Annotated in this window: 15 protein-coding genes; 6 read left to right on the top strand and 9 right to left on the bottom strand. The window is 58.8% G+C overall.

Annotated features, from left to right (window positions below; translation table 11 throughout):
* Positions 1–185: 185 nt before the first annotated feature.
* From ALP40_RS10700 to ALP40_RS10690, 3 genes are all read left to right on the top strand, one after another.
* A complete protein-coding gene (locus ALP40_RS10700; protein ID WP_122208247.1) occupies positions 186–467 on the top strand; it encodes a type B 50S ribosomal protein L31 in 282 nt (93 codons plus the stop codon).
* A gap of 150 nt (positions 468–617) precedes the next feature.
* On the top strand, positions 618–1,709 hold the full coding sequence (ddlA, locus tag ALP40_RS10695; RefSeq protein WP_122208246.1) for a D-alanine--D-alanine ligase: 1,092 nt from the start codon (positions 618–620) through the stop codon (positions 1,707–1,709).
* Positions 1,706–2,116 (top strand): NUDIX domain-containing protein, encoded by a 411-nt coding sequence (locus ALP40_RS10690; RefSeq protein WP_122208245.1) that lies wholly within the window; start codon positions 1,706–1,708, stop codon positions 2,114–2,116. Before ddlA ends, ALP40_RS10690 begins: the two co-directional genes overlap by 4 nt.
* Positions 2,117–2,167: 51 nt before the next feature.
* Here ALP40_RS10690 and metR read toward each other — a convergent pair whose 3' ends face one another.
* Positions 2,168–3,085 (bottom strand): transcriptional regulator MetR, encoded by a 918-nt coding sequence (gene metR / locus ALP40_RS10685; protein WP_122208244.1) that lies wholly within the window; start codon positions 3,083–3,085, stop codon positions 2,168–2,170.
* A gap of 106 nt (positions 3,086–3,191) precedes the next feature.
* On the opposite strand from metR, the gene ALP40_RS10680 reads away from it, so the two are divergent.
* From ALP40_RS10680 to ALP40_RS10670, 3 genes are all read left to right on the top strand, one after another.
* Positions 3,192–3,896, top strand: coding sequence for a 5-methyltetrahydropteroyltriglutamate--homocysteine methyltransferase (locus ALP40_RS10680; RefSeq protein WP_181115919.1), 705 nt, complete (start codon positions 3,192–3,194; stop codon positions 3,894–3,896).
* 138 nt (positions 3,897–4,034) lie between these two features.
* The gene (locus tag ALP40_RS10675; protein WP_122208315.1) at positions 4,035–5,027 is read left to right on the top strand and encodes an alpha/beta fold hydrolase; all 993 of its coding nucleotides are present in this window, start codon (positions 4,035–4,037) and stop codon (positions 5,025–5,027) included.
* Positions 5,028–5,109: 82 nt separating this feature from the next.
* Positions 5,110–5,757, top strand: a complete 648-nt coding sequence (locus ALP40_RS10670; protein WP_122208243.1) for a DsbA family oxidoreductase — start codon at positions 5,110–5,112, stop codon at positions 5,755–5,757.
* 214 nt (positions 5,758–5,971) lie between these two features.
* Here the strand turns inward: ALP40_RS10670 and ALP40_RS10665 are convergent, their stop codons facing one another.
* From ALP40_RS10665 to glpD, 8 genes are all read right to left on the bottom strand, one after another.
* Positions 5,972–6,310, bottom strand: a complete 339-nt coding sequence (locus ALP40_RS10665; protein ID WP_122208242.1) for a GlpM family protein — start codon at positions 6,308–6,310, stop codon at positions 5,972–5,974.
* A 48-nt stretch (positions 6,311–6,358) separates the two neighbouring features.
* Positions 6,359–7,687: a sigma-54 dependent transcriptional regulator gene (locus ALP40_RS10660; protein ID WP_122208241.1), complete on the bottom strand. Its 1,329-nt coding sequence runs from the start codon at positions 7,685–7,687 to the stop codon at positions 6,359–6,361.
* Between the two features lie 10 nt (positions 7,688–7,697).
* Positions 7,698–9,614, bottom strand: a complete 1,917-nt coding sequence (locus tag ALP40_RS10655; protein ID WP_122208240.1) for an ATP-binding protein — start codon at positions 9,612–9,614, stop codon at positions 7,698–7,700.
* Positions 9,615–9,673: 59 nt separating this feature from the next.
* Complete coding sequence (locus ALP40_RS10650; RefSeq protein ID WP_122208239.1) at positions 9,674–10,408, bottom strand: amino acid ABC transporter ATP-binding protein; 735 nt, start codon at positions 10,406–10,408, stop codon at positions 9,674–9,676.
* A complete protein-coding gene (locus ALP40_RS10645; protein WP_181115974.1) occupies positions 10,405–11,073 on the bottom strand; it encodes an amino acid ABC transporter permease in 669 nt (222 codons plus the stop codon). Before ALP40_RS10645 ends, ALP40_RS10650 begins: the two co-directional genes overlap by 4 nt.
* On the bottom strand, positions 11,070–11,816 hold the full coding sequence (locus tag ALP40_RS10640; protein WP_122208237.1) for an amino acid ABC transporter permease: 747 nt from the start codon (positions 11,814–11,816) through the stop codon (positions 11,070–11,072). Before ALP40_RS10640 ends, ALP40_RS10645 begins: the two co-directional genes overlap by 4 nt.
* 113 nt (positions 11,817–11,929) lie before the next feature.
* A complete protein-coding gene (locus tag ALP40_RS10635) occupies positions 11,930–12,862 on the bottom strand; it encodes a glutamate/aspartate ABC transporter substrate-binding protein (protein WP_122208236.1) in 933 nt (310 codons plus the stop codon).
* Positions 12,863–13,338: 476 nt separating this feature from the next.
* Positions 13,339–14,880 carry a glycerol-3-phosphate dehydrogenase gene (glpD, locus tag ALP40_RS10630; protein ID WP_122208235.1) on the bottom strand — a complete coding sequence of 514 codons (1,542 nt, stop codon included), beginning with the start codon at positions 14,878–14,880 and terminating at the stop codon, positions 13,339–13,341.
* Positions 14,881–15,348 lie beyond the last annotated feature (468 nt).

The following is a 15,348-nucleotide window of genomic DNA, read 5'->3' as shown; positions in this document are numbered from 1 at the left end:
TGTCCCATCGACGTGCCCGCGTCCATGCCGAGCCGCCGATGTGTCAGAGGCGCGGCGAACCTTAGCGTCAAGCGCCAGCCCGATCAAGCAGGGCGATACGGATGATCGACAGGAATCATTATCATTTGGCGAGGGCGTTATGTTACTGTGTAACACTTCTTTGACGCATCTCTTTGGAGGCCAGCATGAAACCCGATATCCACCCCGCGTACCGCACCGTGCTGTTTCACGACACGGCAGCCGACGTCTATTTTCTGATCGGCTCCACCGTTGATACAGAGCGTATGCAACAGCACACCGATGGCAACACGTACCCGTACGTCGCGCTTGACGTGTCCAGCGCGTCGCACCCGATGTACACCGGTCAGCAGCGCAAGACCACCAGCGAAGGCCGTATTGCAGGTTTCAATAAGCGTTTTGCCACCTTTGGTTCTGGTGGCAAGAAAGACGCTTCGCCCGCGCAGTGATCCATCTGTCGTCCCGGTGAAGGGCCGTCCTCTCAGGATCGCCCTTCACCGGTTTTTTTTGCGTGGAATGCGGGTTGCGACCACTCGTCCACTGGACTAATCACAGGAATTGCTTTTATCTTCGCGGCCTGAAAAACAGGAGTACCCGCTTTGAAAAAGTCAGTCGCCATCATTTTCGGTGGGCAATCCAGCGAGCACGAGGTGTCGTTGCAATCGGCACGCAACGTGATTAACGCAATTGATCGTGAAAGCTATGAGCTGACCCTGATCGGTATCGACAAACTCGGCAATTGGTTGCGGTTCGACGAAAGCGATTACCTGCTCAACGCAGGCGACCCGGCAAAGATCAGCCTGAGCACCGCTGGCAAGCGTCTGGCGCTGTTGCCGGGCAGCACGAGCGGGCAGTTCGTCGAGGTCGACTCTGGCGAACGGTTGGCGCGTATAGACGTCGTATTTCCGCTGATTCACGGCGCGTTTGGCGAAGACGGCTCATTGCAGGGTTTGCTGCGCTTGCTGGCGATTCCGTTTGTCGGCCCGGACGTGCTCGGTTCCGCAGCCTGCATGGACAAAGACGTGACCAAGCGTTTGTTGCGCGATGCCGGTATCGCCGTAGCACCGTTCGTGGTGCTCACCCGTGGCCAGACGGTTCAATTTGCGCAGGTGGCCGATCAGCTCGGACTGCCGATGTTCGTAAAGCCCGCCAGCCAAGGGTCGTCGGTGGGTGTCAGCAAGGTCATGGACGAAGCCGGTTTCGAGGCCGCGCTGGCGTTGGGTTTCCAGTTCGATCACAAGCTGCTGATCGAGCAGGGTATCGTCGGTCGTGAAGTGGAATGCGCCGTACTGGGCAACCGCGATCCACAGGTCAGCGTGTGCGGTGAAGTGGTCGCCAATGACGAGTTCTACGCTTACGACACCAAGTACCTTAACGGCGATCAGGCGCGCATCGCGATTCCTGCGGATCTGGCCGATGAGCTGAGCGATGAAGTCCGCAACGTGGCGCTGACCGCTTACAAAGTGCTCGGTTGCGCGGGCCTTTCGCGGGTCGACTTTTTCGTGACTGAGGCTCGCGACATCATTATCAATGAGGTCAACACCATCCCCGGTTTCACCTCCATCAGCATGTACCCCAAGCTGTGGCAGGCCAGCGGCCTTTCCTATCCCGGGTTGATTGATCGCTTGATCACGCTGGCGCTGGAGCGCGCCGATGAGTCGCGACTGTTGAAGACGGATATCTTTGCATGAAAATCATCACCATCGCCGCTGCCTTGCTGATCGCGCCGGATGGCAAGACCCTGCTGGTGCGCAAGCGTGGCACTCAGGCGTTCATGCAGCCGGGCGGCAAGATCGAGCCGGGCGAAGCGGCATCCGCAGCCTTGGCCAGAGAACTGGAAGAAGAACTGGGGCTGGTCATTGATCCGCAACAGGCGGTTTTTCTAGGCGAATTCAATGCACCGGCCGCCAATGAACCGGGCTTTGAAGTTCACTGTCAGCTGTTTGAGGTTGAGACGGATGCTTGCGTGGTGCCTGCCGCCGAGATCGAAGAGGTGATTTGGGTCGGCACGCGAAGCCATGCCGGACTGAATCTGGCTCCGCTGACCCGCGACCTGATCTTGCCGCTTTATCTGCAGCGGCACGCCGAGACGGTCTGAGCAGTTGTTCGAGCATCGTCCTGTCTGATCAGGGCAGGGCGAACCTTCAACTCACCGAACTGCGCTGACACCGTCCAGCGTCGAGAACGACGTGTCTTTGGCGGTCAGCAGGAAATCGCGCATGTAAGGCGCGTCCAGCATGTCGGCACGAATAGCGGCGTACAGCGTCGCGAACAATCCCTTCTCTCCGAGACGCTTGGCTTTCACGTAGCCCCTTGAGCTGTATTCATGCAGCGCCCAATGCGGCATGCCACACACGCCACGTCCGCTGGCGACCAGTTGCATCATCATCACGGTCAACTCCGACGTCCGCACTTGAGCGGGTTCGATGTCGGCCGGCTCCAGAAAACGCGTGAAGATGTCCAGCCGATCGTGCTCCACCGGGTAGGTGATCAACGTTTCAGGCAGCAGGTCTTCCGGCACGATGTAGGGCTTGCTCGCCAACGCGTGTTGATTGGCAACCGCCAGCATCGCCTCGTAGGTGAACAGCGGGACGTAGGTGATCCCGGGTAGCTCCAGCGGGTCCGAGGTCACGACCAGATCCAGATCGCCGCGCGCGAGTGCGGGGAGCGGGGCGAATGAGAAGCCGGAGGACAGATCCAGTTCGACTTCGGGCCAGGCATCGCGGAACTGGTCGATGGTCGGCATCAGCCACTGGAAGCAGCTGTGACATTCGATGGCCATGTGCAGACGGCCCGCAGTACCACCCGCCAGACGTGCAATGTCCCGCTCGGCGCTGCGCAATTGAGGCAACAGCGAGTCGGCCAGTTGCAGCAGACGCAGGCCGGCACTGGTGAACCGGACCGGTTTGGTCTTGCGCACGAACAACGGCATGCCCATGCGCTCTTCCAGCTCTTTGAACTGGTGGGACAGCGCCGACTGGGTCAGGTGCAGCCGCTCGGCGGCTTCCACAAGGCTGTCGGCTTCACGCAGGGCGTGGAGGGTTTTGAGGTGGCGTATCTCAAGCACTGTCAGTGCTCCATGAATAGTATTTGTGATCAACACGAAAAAAATGAGTTTGTCTCATGTTGGTCCGGCTGTCGACAATAGCGCCATCTTTTATGGAGGACGCCTCATGGCCCTGGCACACACCCCTGACACCCTGCGCATCGGCGCTGATCGTGAATTGCAGCAGGCTTTGCAGGCGTGCTGGCAGCGGGATGAGTCCTCTTTGCTTACGCCGACCGAGTGGCTGGCCGAACAGCATCCAAAACTGATTGCACGCCTGACCGACGCGCAACGTTTTCAGCCGGATTGGGAGCCGTTGCTTGAAACGGCCCATGATGCCAACGATCAAGGCCACAAACCTTCTCTCGTCGGGCCGTTGACGTACCTCTGGTTTGCTCAGGCAGAAAGCGGTGTCGACAAACTCGATCTGCTTGAGCGCCTGTTGCCAGCCTATGGCGAAATCTTCGGTCGGCTGGCGGCCAGAGGTATTGAGTGGGTGCAGATCGACGAACCCATCCTGACGCTGGATCTGCCGCTGGAATGGCGAAATGCGTTCGAGCGCGCTTATCACATCCTCCAATATTCGCCGCTGAAAAAGCTGGTGGCGACTTACCGTGGCGAGCTCAAGGATAACCTTGGCGTGGCGGCGCTCCTGCCGGTCACCGGGCTGCACATCGACAGCGTCAGCGTGACTGAGCACCTGGCCCCGGTATTCGATCGACTGCCCACCTACAAAGTGCTTTCTCTGGGCCGCGCTTGCGATCAGGTCGATCTGGTTCAAGAAGCACGGGCCCGATTTGGCGAAAACCTGTTGCTCGCAGGCGCTGCTTGACCCTGATGGCGGCATGAATGAGGTCTTCACACGACCGTTGAGCGCCCTTCATCAAACTGTCACGCAACTGTGGCAGCGCGCTTTGCAAAACATCATCAGACTCGCGGCCTACTGGGGATCTGTTTTTTGGTGTTTTTCATGCGTGTTTTATTTTTTCTGGCCGCGCTTTTGTGCGGCTTGCCTTCTTTTGCGGCCGATCGATGCAGCGTTGATGTGCCTGTGCAAACTGCGCAGCTCAAGCAAGTGCGAATCGCTTACCAAAGCATCGGCAGTGAGTCCGATCCTGCCTTGCTGCTGGTCATGGGCCTGGGTGGGCAGTTGATTCACTGGCCCGACGAGGTCGTCGTTGCGCTGTGTCAGCAGGGTTACCGAGTGATTCGCTACGACAACCGTGATGTTGGTTTGTCGACCTGGGTGCAACAACCTGCCAATGCCAACCTCACTTATGAAGTGCTGCGTTACAAGCTGGGCCTGCCGGTGTCCGCACCGTATTCGCTGACTGACATGGCCGATGACGCCTTGGGATTGATGGATGCCTTGCAGGTTCGTCAGTTCCATGTGTTGGGCGCCAGCATGGGCGGGATGATTGCTCAGCATCTGGCGGATCTGGCGCCTTCCCGGGTCGAGAGCATGACCCTGATCATGACCAGCTCCGGCGCGCAGGGTTTGCCGATGCCCAGTGCAGCCTTGATGCAGTTGCTGGCTCGACGTGGCGCACCGAATCGCGAAATAGCCATTGAGCAGCAGGCCGACCTGTTGGCAGCCTTGGGCAGTCCGCAGGTCAAGGATGACCGTGCGCAGTTGCTGCATCAGGCTGCCATTTCCTACGACCGCGCATTCAACCCTGAGGGCGTGAAGCGCCAGATCATGGCGATTCTGGCCGAGCCCAGCCGGGTCGAGCTGCTCAACCGTCTGCGCTTGCCGGTACTGGTTGTGCACGGTACGGCCGATCCGCTGTTGCCTGTGATGCATGGGGTACATGTGGCTGCGCACATCCAGGGCAGCCAGTTGCGACTGATTCCGGGGCTTGCGCATCGCTTCCAGGAGGCTTTCAAGGCGCCGCTGCTTGGCGCGGTGCTGCCTTATCTGAAAACGCAGCACGACGACGGGCGCAACCTGGCGCAGTTGTAAGTGCCGCTGTAAAAGCTTGCGCAGTTGAAAGGGGCGGGCAGAGGTGTATCGTGTGGCTTTTGCCGATTGAGCGAGGGCCAGCATGAGCACTGCACTGAAGATCGATTTCGTTTCCGACGTTTCCTGCCCCTGGTGCGTCATTGGCCTGCGAGCGCTGGATAAAGCACTGGCTGAACTGGGCAATGAAGTTCATGCACAGATCCATTTCCAGCCGTTCGAGCTGAACCCGAACATGCCGTCCGAAGGGCAGGACATCAAAGAACACATTGCCGAAAAGTACGGCTCCACCCCCGAGCAGATTGCGGGCATCCACGACACCATTCGCGAGCGGGGCGCTGAGCAAGGCTTTGTTTTTGCCCAGGGCGAGCGGCGCATCTACAACACCTTCGACGCCCACCGCCTGCTGCACTGGGCTGAGATTGAAGGCAAGCAGCACGCCTTGAAAGAGGCGCTGTTCGAAGCTTATTTCAGCGACCTGAAGGATCCGTCCAATCACCAGACACTGGCGGATGTGGCGCAGAAAGTCGGCCTTGACCGCGTACGTGCCCAAGCGGTTCTGGACGATAACGAATACGCGAACGAGGTACGCGAGGCCGAACAGCTGTGGACATCACGCGGCGTCAGTTCAGTGCCGACCATCGTGTTCAACGACCAGTACGCCGTGTCGGGCGGTCAGCCGGTGGACGTGTTCGTCAGCGCGATTCGGCAGATTGTCAGCGAGGGGAAATGAGGCGAAGTGAGGGCGCTGGCGCTTACTTGAGGTAACGGGATAAAGGCATTTGCAGGGGCGGTGCGAGCTTGCTCGCGAAAGCGATGCTCCTACCAACAGACACTCTTGTTGCGGATGGACGGCACTCTTCGCGAGCAAGCTCGCTCCCACCGATGCATCTTTAGCGATCAGTGAGACTGACGCATACCTTTTCGCAGTGACGCTGCATCCTCCCTCACCCATGAACCCGCACCCACACCGTTACCAGCAGTGTCGCCGCTATGAGCCAGGCCACGGCGGCCAGGGCCAGTGAGGCTTCCAGGCGAAGGCGGTCGACCAACAGGTAGAGGGCCGCGAGGTAGACGAAGTAGGGGATGATCGACCACATACCGAACAGGATGGTGGTTTTCAGGTCGTCCAGCGAGCGACTTTTGCCGACGATGTAATGAGCGATCAGGGCGAAGGTTGGAAACAGCGGGACCAGGCCTGCGATGTAGTAATTGCGGGTTTTGGCCAGCGCCGCGAGTATCACCACCACCGCGCCGCCCAACAGCGCCTTTAGTACCAGATCCACGGTGTGCTCCTGCTTGAATGGCGCTGTTGTTGCGCTTCGGTTGACGATTTAGAGTCCGTACTTCTTGACCTTGTCGAACAACGTGGTTTTGGCCATGCCCAGTTCCTGACTGGCCTGGCTCAAGTTGCCGCCGCTGCGCTCCAGGGCTTCACTGAGCAGATTGCGTTCGAAGGCTTCAACGGCCTCGGCAAACCCCAGGCTCTGGTTTTCCATCACCGTTCCGCTGTGCTTGAACGCGGGCAGGCCCAAGGAGAAACGTTCGGCAACATTGCGCAGTTCCCGAACGTTACCAGGCCAGTCATGCCCCATCAGGCTCGACGCCGTCTGGCGATCCAGCGCAGGCGGTTCGCGGTCGAAACGCAGCGAAGACAACTGCAGGAAATGTTCGAACAGCTGCAGGATGTCTTCGCGGCGCTCGCGCAGCGGCGGCAGCTCCAGCGTCACGACATTCAGACGGTAATACAGGTCGCTGCGAAACTGGTTGGTCTTGCCCATTGCATTGAGGTCGGACTTGGTGGCTGCGATCACCCGGCAATCCACCTCCACGCTCTGGTTGGAGCCCAGGCGCTCCAGCGTGCGCTCCTGCAAGACCCGTAGCAACTTGATCTGCAAATTGATCGGCATGCTTTCCACTTCATCGAGAAACAGCGTGCCATTGTGCGCATGCTCGATTTTGCCGATCCGGCGCTTGCCTGCACCCGTGAAGGCGTTGGCTTCATGACCGAATATCTCGGATTCGAACAGGCTTTCGGCCAGCCCACCGCAATTGATGGCCACGAATTGATGAGCCTTGCGACGGCTGAAGTCATGCAGGCAGCGAGCGACCAGCTCCTTGCCTGTGCCGGTTTCACCTTCGATCAGCACGTTGGCCGAGGTGTCTGCGACGTTGGCGATCAAGGCGCGCAGGTTTTGCATGGCCGGTGAGCGGCCGATGATCTTGCCTTCCAGTGAGTCGCGCTCGGCCAGTTGCTTGCGCAGCGCCCAGACTTCTCGCGCCAGCCCGCGTTGCTCCAGCGCACGGCGCGTGACGTCGACCAACTTTTCGGGGGAGAAAGGCTTCTCCATGAAATCGTACGCGCCGTCGCGCATGGCATTGACGGCCATCGAAATGTCGCCATGCCCGGTAATCAGCACCACCGGCAGGCTGCTGTCCCGTGCCTTGAGGCGACTCAGCAACTCCAGACCGTCGATGCCCGGCAACCGGATGTCGCTGATGACGATGCCGGCGAAGTTGTCGTCGATGCGCAGCAAGGCTTCCTCGGCGCTGGCAACGCCTTCGCTGACGATGTCTTCCAATGCCAATGCCTGTTGACAGCCCAGCAGCACGTGCGGGTCATCTTCTACGATCAGGACCGTCAGGTCGCTGTTGATGCTCATGGGTGCTGCCTCATATCGGCTCGCCCTGGCGAGGTTCGGTTGGAGCGTTGTCGATGAAGGGCAGACAGAGGGCGAAGGTCGTGCCGTTGTCTGCAGGCTGTTCCGCGCTCAGGCTGCCACCGGCCGCAGCTGCCAGGCTTGCCGACAGTGTCAGGCCCAGGCCGAGGCCTTGTTCGCCCGGTTTTGTGGTGAAGAAGGGTTCGAACAGATGTTTGCGCGCATGCGTGTCGATGCCATGTCCGTTATCACGGATCAGCAGGCGATAGCGACCCTCGGCAATCGCCCCTTCAATCCAAAGTGTGGGCTTGGGCTGAGCGTGCATGGCGTCCAGAGCATTGCCGATCAGGTTGACCAGAATCTGCTCCAGACGTGTTTGATCGATCGCCAGTGTGGCGTCAACGAAATCCAGGTGCAGCGTCAGGGCACATTGTTCGATACGCACCGCAAGCAGCTGCACCGCCGCATCCAGGGCCTTGCTCAGTCGGGCCTGCCCCTTGTCGTCGCCGCGTCGGGCGAACGCACGCAGGCTTGCGGTGATACGGCCCATGCGATCCACCAAATCATTGATCGTGCGCAGGTTGGTACTGGCCGTTTCCAGCGCACCGCGCTCCAGAAAACGTACGGTATTGCCGGACAGCGTGCGCAAAGCGGCCAGCGGCTGGTTCAATTCATGGGCGATGCTGGTGGACATCTGCCCGATGGCGGCGAGTTTGCCTGCCTGCACCAGTTCATCCTGAGCCTTGCGCAGCGTGTCTTCGGCTTGCCTGCGTTCACGAATCTGCGCCTTGAGACGTTCGTTGCTCGCCCGCAGGTGTTCGGTGCGCTCGGCAATCTTGCGTTCCAGCTCGTTGTTGGCCGTTTCCAGCGCCTCACGTGCGGCAAGCCGGGTCGCGATCACTTTGCGACGCTCGTTCCAGGCAATCAGAAAAAACGTTACCAGCGCACAGGCCACGGCCACCAACATGCCCTGGCTGGCCGCTTCGCGGCGCAGGTCTTCGAGCGGGGTGAGCAGAGTCAGGTGCCAGGGCGTGTCGTTCAACGGGCGGGTCTGGGCCAGATAGCTGACCTGCGTATGCTCCCGGTCGACCGTGACATTGGCCGGGAACGTGAGCTTTTCGACGCCTTCGGACAAGGACTCGCGTTCCAGCGGCACCAGCTCGTTGAGCGGCCACCAGTAATACTGCAGGCTGCGCGCCAGGCGTTCCTTGATGGTCGGCGTCAGCGGGCGCACTGATTTCAGGCGTCGGGCCGGGTCGCTGGACAAAATGATGATGCCGTTTTCGTCACTGACGAAGGCTTCCAGACGTGCCCGCTGCCAGCGCTCTTCAAGGGCTTGGAGTCCAACCTTGATCACGGCCACGCCGATGATCCGGCCTTTTTCTTCAAGACCGTGGGCCAGGTAATACCCGGACTCGCCAGTGGTGGTGCCGATCCCGTAGAAACGCCCGGGCATTCCTCTTACAGCGTCCTGAAAGTAGGCACGGAAAGACAGGTCTTCGCCCTGATAACTGTCGCTGTCGCGCCAATTGCTGGTAGCCAGGACGCGTCCTGTGGTGTCCAGCACATAGATGGCTCGGCTGCGGCTGCGACGGTTGAGGCCTTCGAGGTAGCGATTGACCTGCTGCTGAATCTGGGGGCCGGGCTCGTTGAGCAACTGCGAAACGCTGGATTCGAGTTCCAGAACGCTGGGCAGATAATTGTATTTGCTGATCTCGCTTTCGACCGTACGAGCATGCAGTTCCAACTGCCGTTCGCCGCTTTCGCTCAGGCTCTTGATGCCGTTGTGTTCACTGATCAGATATGCACCGTAGCCGAGCCCGATCATCAGGATGAAGATGAGTGGCGGCAGGAACAGTTGTCGAATCAGGCGGGGTTTCACGGCGAGTGATGGCGGCGCTGCGCGATAAAGAGTGGGGTCGCATTTCATCACAGTCGTCCTGAGCCGAACAGCTGCCCGTGCAAGACGGGCAGCTGGCAGCGTAATGCTTAGTGCTGGAGGATCTTGGCGAGGAATTGCTGGGCGCGTTCGGAACGTGCGGTTACGTCACCGAAGAACTCTTCTTTGGCGCAATCTTCGACGATCTGCCCCTTGTCCATGAAGATCACACGATTGGCGACCTTGCGAGCGAAGCCCATTTCATGGGTGACGCACATCATGGTCATGCCTTCGTGGGCCAGTTGCACCATCACGTCGAGCACTTCGTTGACCATTTCCGGGTCCAGCGCCGAGGTGGGTTCGTCGAATAGCATGACCACCGGGTCCATCGCCAGCGCACGGGCAATCGCCACGCGCTGCTGCTGACCGCCGGAAAGCTGACCGGGATGCTTGTGCGCATGCTCGGACAGACCGACGCGGTCCAGCAGTTTCAAGCCTTTCTCAGTGGCTTCGGCCTTGCTGCGACCCAGCACTTTGATTTGTGCAATGGTCAGGTTTTCGACGATGGACAGGTGTGGGAACAATTCGAAATGCTGGAACACCATGCCCACGCGCGAACGCAGTTTGGGCAGGTTGGTCTTGGGGTCCGAGATCGACGTGCCGTCGACCACGATGTCGCCTTTCTGGAACGGCTCCAGTGCGTTCACACACTTGATCAGGGTCGATTTGCCGGAGCCGGACGGGCCGCAGACCACAACCACTTCACCTTTGCTGACCTCGGTGCTGCAATCGGTCAGTACCTGGAAGTCCCCATACCACTTGTTGACGTTCTTGATGGAAATCATACGGCGAACCTTTTTTGCAAACGCTTCACCAGCAACGAGGCGGCAAAGCTGATCGTGAAATACACCAGACCGGCAATGATCAGGAACTCGTTGGCGCGACCGATGATGTCGCCGCTGGCACGCGAGGCGTTGAGGAAGTCCACAAGGCCGACGGTGTAAACCAGAGAGGTGTCCTGAAACAGAATGATGCTCTGTTGCAGCAGCAGGGGCGTCATCTTGCGAAACGCCTGAGGCAGGATGATCAGGCGCATCATCTGGCCGTAGTTCATGCCCAGCGCCTGGGCCGCGCCCATTTGTCCCTTGGAAATGGACTGCACACCGGCACGCACGATTTCGCAGAAGTAGGCGGCCTCGAACATCATGAATGCGACGACGCAGGAGGTGAACGCACCGATTGGCGTGTCCTCACCGGTGATCCAGCGCAGCACGAACGGCACCGCCAGGTAGAACCAGGTGATCACCAGCAGCAGCGGGATCGAGCGAAAGTAGTTCACGTAAGCGCCTGCCACATTGGCCAGCAGCTTGTTCGAAGACAGACGCATCAAGGCCAGCACAGTGCCGAGCAGCAGACCGCCGACCACACCCATCGCCATCAGCTTCAGGGTCATGACCATGCCGTTCCACAGGCCGGGCAGGGCAGGAATGATTCCAGTGAAGTCCATTATTTGCCTCCCAGGGAGATCAGGCCAGGCACCGCGACTTTCTTCTCGATGAAACGCATGAGCAGCATCAGGCTCATGTTCAGCGTGAAGTAGATGAGTGTTGCCAGGGTGAACGCCTCAAACAGGTTCGCTGAAAATTCGGCGGTCTGTTTGGTTTGCGCAAGCAGCTCCATCAAGCCGATCAGCGAGGCCACCGAGGAGTTCTTGAACACGTTCAGGAATTCGGAGGTAAGTGGCGGAATGATGATGCGGTACGCCTGCGGGAGCAGTACGTTCCAATAGATCTGTGGCAGTTTGAAACCCATTGCACGCGCGGCCGATTCCTGGCCCTTTGGCAGTGCTTGAATACCGGTACGCACCTGCTCACAGACGCGGGCGGCGGTGAACAGACCCAGGCAGACCACAACGCTCAGAAACGCCGAGGTTGTCGGGTTCAGGTCCTGCTTGTACCACTCCTGCAGGTTCTCGGGCAGCAGATCGGGCACCAGGAAGTACCAGATGAACAGCTGCACCAGCAGTGGCACATTACGGAAGATTTCCACGTATATCGTGGCGATACCCGATACCAGACGGCTGGGTACGGTGCGCATGACGCCCAGTACCGAGCCCAGTATCAGGGCGATGATCCAGGCGATCACTGCGATGGCGATGGTCCAGCCCAGACCGGATATGAACCAGTCCAGATAGGTTTCGCTGCCGACGCCGGTGGACTTGAAGAACACGCCCCAGTCCCAGTTGTAATTCATCAGGGTCTCCCCCTCTTATTGTATTGCTGTCGAGATGCACGCAGTGTCGGGTCCCGAGCGGGTGATTCAGCCCGCTCGGGGTGCAGTCAGTTCAGCGAGGCTGAACCGGTTGCTCAGGCTTTCTTTTCTTCAGCCGCTTTAGCGGGTTCGGCCGCCTGGTCAGTCGGGTTCTTGATCAGCTCTTTGATTTTGTCGCTCATCGGGAACTCAAGATTCAGGCCTTTTGGCGGGACCGGCGACTGGAACCACTTGTTGTAGATGGTGTTGATTTCGCCGGATTTGTAGGTTGCGACGATGGCGTCATCCACCGCTTTCTTGAATGGATCGTCGCCTTTGCGAACCATGCAGCCATAGATTTCGTAAGACTGCGCAGTGCCCGTCACCGCCCAATCTTCCGGCTTCTTGGCCTTGGCCATTTCGCCTGCCAGCAGTGCGTCGTCCATCATGAAGGCAACGGCGCGACCCGATTCCAGCATCTGGAAGGATTCGCCGTGATCTTTGGCGGAGATCACGTTCATGCCCATTTGCTTGTCGGCGTTCATGGCCTTGAGGATGCGCTCGGACGTGGTGCCAGCGGTGGTCACGACGTTCTTGCCCTTCAGGTCATCGAAGTCCTTATAGCTGGAGTCTTTCTTGGAAAGCAGGCGGGTGCCGACTTCGAAAATGCCGACCGAGAAATCGACCTGCTGCTGACGCTCGACGTTGTTGGTGGTAGAGCCGCATTCCACGTCAACGGTGCCGTTCTGAACAAGCGGGATACGAGTTTGGGACGTCACCAGGTTGTACTTGACCTTCAGGTCAGGCATGTCGAGTTCTTTTTTGATGCCTTCGACGATTTTCAGCTGGATGTCATGGGAGTAACCCATCGGGACGCCAGAAGCATCAGCGATGTAGGAGAACGGGATGGACGCGTCGCGGTGGCCGAGGGTGATGGTGCCGGACTCTTTGATCTTCTTCAGTGTGCCGGTCAATTCAGCCGCGAAAACTGGAGTGCTAATCAGAGCGGCAGCGATTGCTGCGCCCAGCAGGTGGGGAACGATGCGCATCGATGAATCCTCGATTTCATTTTTTATGATAGGAGCCCTGAGGGCATCCACTTCTTTGACGATTGCTTCAACGGCGTCCTAGCCAGACACACGCTAATGTCGAAGCGGTCGATGCAAGTGTAGAGCATGACTCGTGCCAAGCTTTTCCGCTGAGTCAACGTGCTGAAATCAATAGGTTTTTATCTGTTTTAGATGGGGTGGAGCAGGGTGGCTCGTCCGGGAAGCCGAATCCGAGGGGATCGGATGTTCGGAAAACCGAATGGGCATGTTGAATAAACGGAGCGGTTGGCAGGCAGGATTCGGGATAGCGCGGCAGGGAACCGCAGATCGCATGCTGAGGATGTGGAGCGCGCTTGCCCGCTATGGCGTTTTCAGACGGTCAATTGATGACCTGACTGACGCCATCGCGGGCAAGTGCAGTGCTGCAAACACAGCGTTTATTCATTCAGAAGACGCTTGCAGTAGACACTCTGTTTTCAAGCCGCCTCAATGGCGGCTTTGTTGCGCGCTACCGTCTCAAGGTAACTGCTCACACCGGCCTGTTCTTCAGGCGTGGTGAACAGACCCAGTTTGGTTCGACGCCACAGGATGTCGTCTACGCTGGTGGCCCACTCCTGATCGCACAGATAGTCGACCTCGCGGGTGTACAGACCGCCGCCCAGATGCTGCCCCATGTCTTCGAGACCCTGCACGCCCTCAAGCAAGTGCCAGCTGCGGCTGCCGTAGGTGATTGCCCAGCGCTTGGCAATGGGTTCAGGCAGCCAGTTGAAGCGACGAGTCAGCTCGCCCGCCAAGGCCTCCGGCGTAGTCATGTCTTCGCCGCCTGGCAATGCGGACTTGGCAGTCCAGCTCGGCTTCATGTGCTTGAAGAACGGCGCCAGCTGCGTCATCGCCGATTCGGCCAGCTTGCGATAAGTAGTCAGCTTGCCGCCGAATACCGACAGAATCGGAGCCTCGTCGGCACCACCGGACAGCGACAATGTGTAGTCACGCGTGATCGCCGAGGGGTTATCGGACTCGTCGTTGCACAAAGGGCGTACACCGGAATAAGTGTGCAGCACATCTGCGCGAGTGAGTTGCTTTTTGAAGTGGTCGTTGGCCACTTTAAGCACGTAATCCATCTCGCCATCGGTGATGTCCACCTTGTTCGGGTCGCCCTGATATTCGCGGTCAGTGGTGCCGACAATGGTGAAGTGATCCATGTACGGGATCGTGAACACGATGCGCTTGTCTTCGTTCTGCAGGATGAATGCGTGTTCGCCTTCGTACAGTTTCGGCACGATCAGGTGACTGCCCTGAATCAGACGAATGCCATAGGCCGACTCAAGCTTGAGGTCTTCACGGATGAACTTGGCCACCCAAGGACCGGCCGCGTTGACCAGCGCCTTGGCATGAATCGAAAACAGGCTGCCATCACTGCGTTCCAGGTGCAGGTGCCACATGCCTTTGATGCGACGTGCACTGACACAACGCGTCTGGGTGTGGATGTGCGCGCCGTTTTCGCGGGCTGCCATCGCGTTGAGCACCACCAGACGGGCGTCATCGACCCAGCAGTCCGAATATTCAAACCCGCGGGTGATGCTGGCATTCAGCGGGCTGTCGGCACCGAAACGGATGGTGCGCGAAGCAGGCAGCTTCTCGCGCTTGCCCAGGTGATCGTAAAGGAACATGCCGGCACGGATCATCCAGGCTGGACGCAGATGCGGGCGATGCGGCAGAACGAAACGCATGGGTTTGACGATGTGCGGCGCTTTGGCCAGCAACACTTCACGCTCGGCCAATGCCTCACGCACCAGACGGAATTCGTAATGCTCAAGGTAGCGAAGGCCGCCGTGAATCAGTTTGCTGCTGGCGGACGAGGTATGGCTGGCCAAATCGTCCTTTTCACACAGGAAGACCGACAATCCACGACCGGATGCGTCTGCTGCAATCCCGACGCCGTTAATGCCACCACCGATCACGGCGATGTCGTAAACCTCGGAGAGAGGGGCAGCGGTTGTCGCGTGAGTGTGGGGCATTGTTGGCCTCCTGATGAATGCTTGAGCCTGGCTCGAAAGGCGAATCTGAACATTAATGTTCACTTTCGAAAATCATAGCTCAATAAAAATCCCCTCGCTAGCGACTATTGATTGAAATTACTGATGAAGGAGATGAAAAAGAACAAAAATGAACATTGTAGGACGGGATGAGAGAAAATTAAGAGCGGGAGATTATCGCTGCGAATACCGGCGCAGAGCGTTTGACTGAACCTCTGGCACGGTGCTGGTTAGCGGCATTAACAGGGCTGTGGAGGGCCCCACCACGTCTTCGCCGTAGCGCTCCCACAGAACCGCGTTTCTCCAATGAGTTACAGGTTGTTTGACAACAGACGGCTTGCCAGCGATGAGCGATGATGCGAATTTTCTGAACTACTCGTCGTCGGCATCGCCGGCAAGCCGCCTCCCGCGGTCAGGTCAGGCAAGACGGCCGGTCCAGGTACTGGCTCT

Origin of the sequence: Pseudomonas viridiflava (assembly GCF_003702045.1) — a bacterium.
In the GTDB taxonomy this organism is placed as follows: domain Bacteria; phylum Pseudomonadota; class Gammaproteobacteria; order Pseudomonadales; family Pseudomonadaceae; genus Aquipseudomonas; species Aquipseudomonas viridiflava_C.
The sequence above is the reverse complement of the archived record's forward strand: the minus strand, read 5'-3'. Positions and strand labels throughout refer to the sequence as shown.

Bases quoted from the DNA above. Each gene is read 5' to 3' on its own strand.
- ALP40_RS10700 (WP_122208247.1), top strand. From the start codon at position 186: ATGAAACCCGATATCCACCCCGCGTACCGCACCGTGCTGTTTCACGAC.
- ALP40_RS10640 (WP_122208237.1), bottom strand. From the start codon at position 11,816: ATGAATTACAACTGGGACTGGGGCGTGTTCTTCAAGTCCACCGGCGTC.
- ALP40_RS10650 (WP_122208239.1), bottom strand. From the start codon at position 10,408: ATGATTTCCATCAAGAACGTCAACAAGTGGTATGGGGACTTCCAGGTA.
- ALP40_RS10690 (WP_122208245.1), top strand. From the start codon at position 1,706: ATGAAAATCATCACCATCGCCGCTGCCTTGCTGATCGCGCCGGATGGC.
- ALP40_RS10670 (WP_122208243.1), top strand. From the start codon at position 5,110: ATGAGCACTGCACTGAAGATCGATTTCGTTTCCGACGTTTCCTGCCCC.
- ALP40_RS10655 (WP_122208240.1), bottom strand. From the start codon at position 9,614: ATGAAATGCGACCCCACTCTTTATCGCGCAGCGCCGCCATCACTCGCC.
- ALP40_RS10680 (WP_181115919.1), top strand. From the start codon at position 3,192: ATGGCCCTGGCACACACCCCTGACACCCTGCGCATCGGCGCTGATCGT.
- ALP40_RS10675 (WP_122208315.1), top strand. From the start codon at position 4,035: ATGCGTGTTTTATTTTTTCTGGCCGCGCTTTTGTGCGGCTTGCCTTCT.
- ALP40_RS10635 (WP_122208236.1), bottom strand. From the start codon at position 12,862: ATGCGCATCGTTCCCCACCTGCTGGGCGCAGCAATCGCTGCCGCTCTG.
- ALP40_RS10660 (WP_122208241.1), bottom strand. From the start codon at position 7,687: ATGAGCATCAACAGCGACCTGACGGTCCTGATCGTAGAAGATGACCCG.
- glpD (WP_122208235.1), bottom strand. From the start codon at position 14,880: ATGCCCCACACTCACGCGACAACCGCTGCCCCTCTCTCCGAGGTTTAC.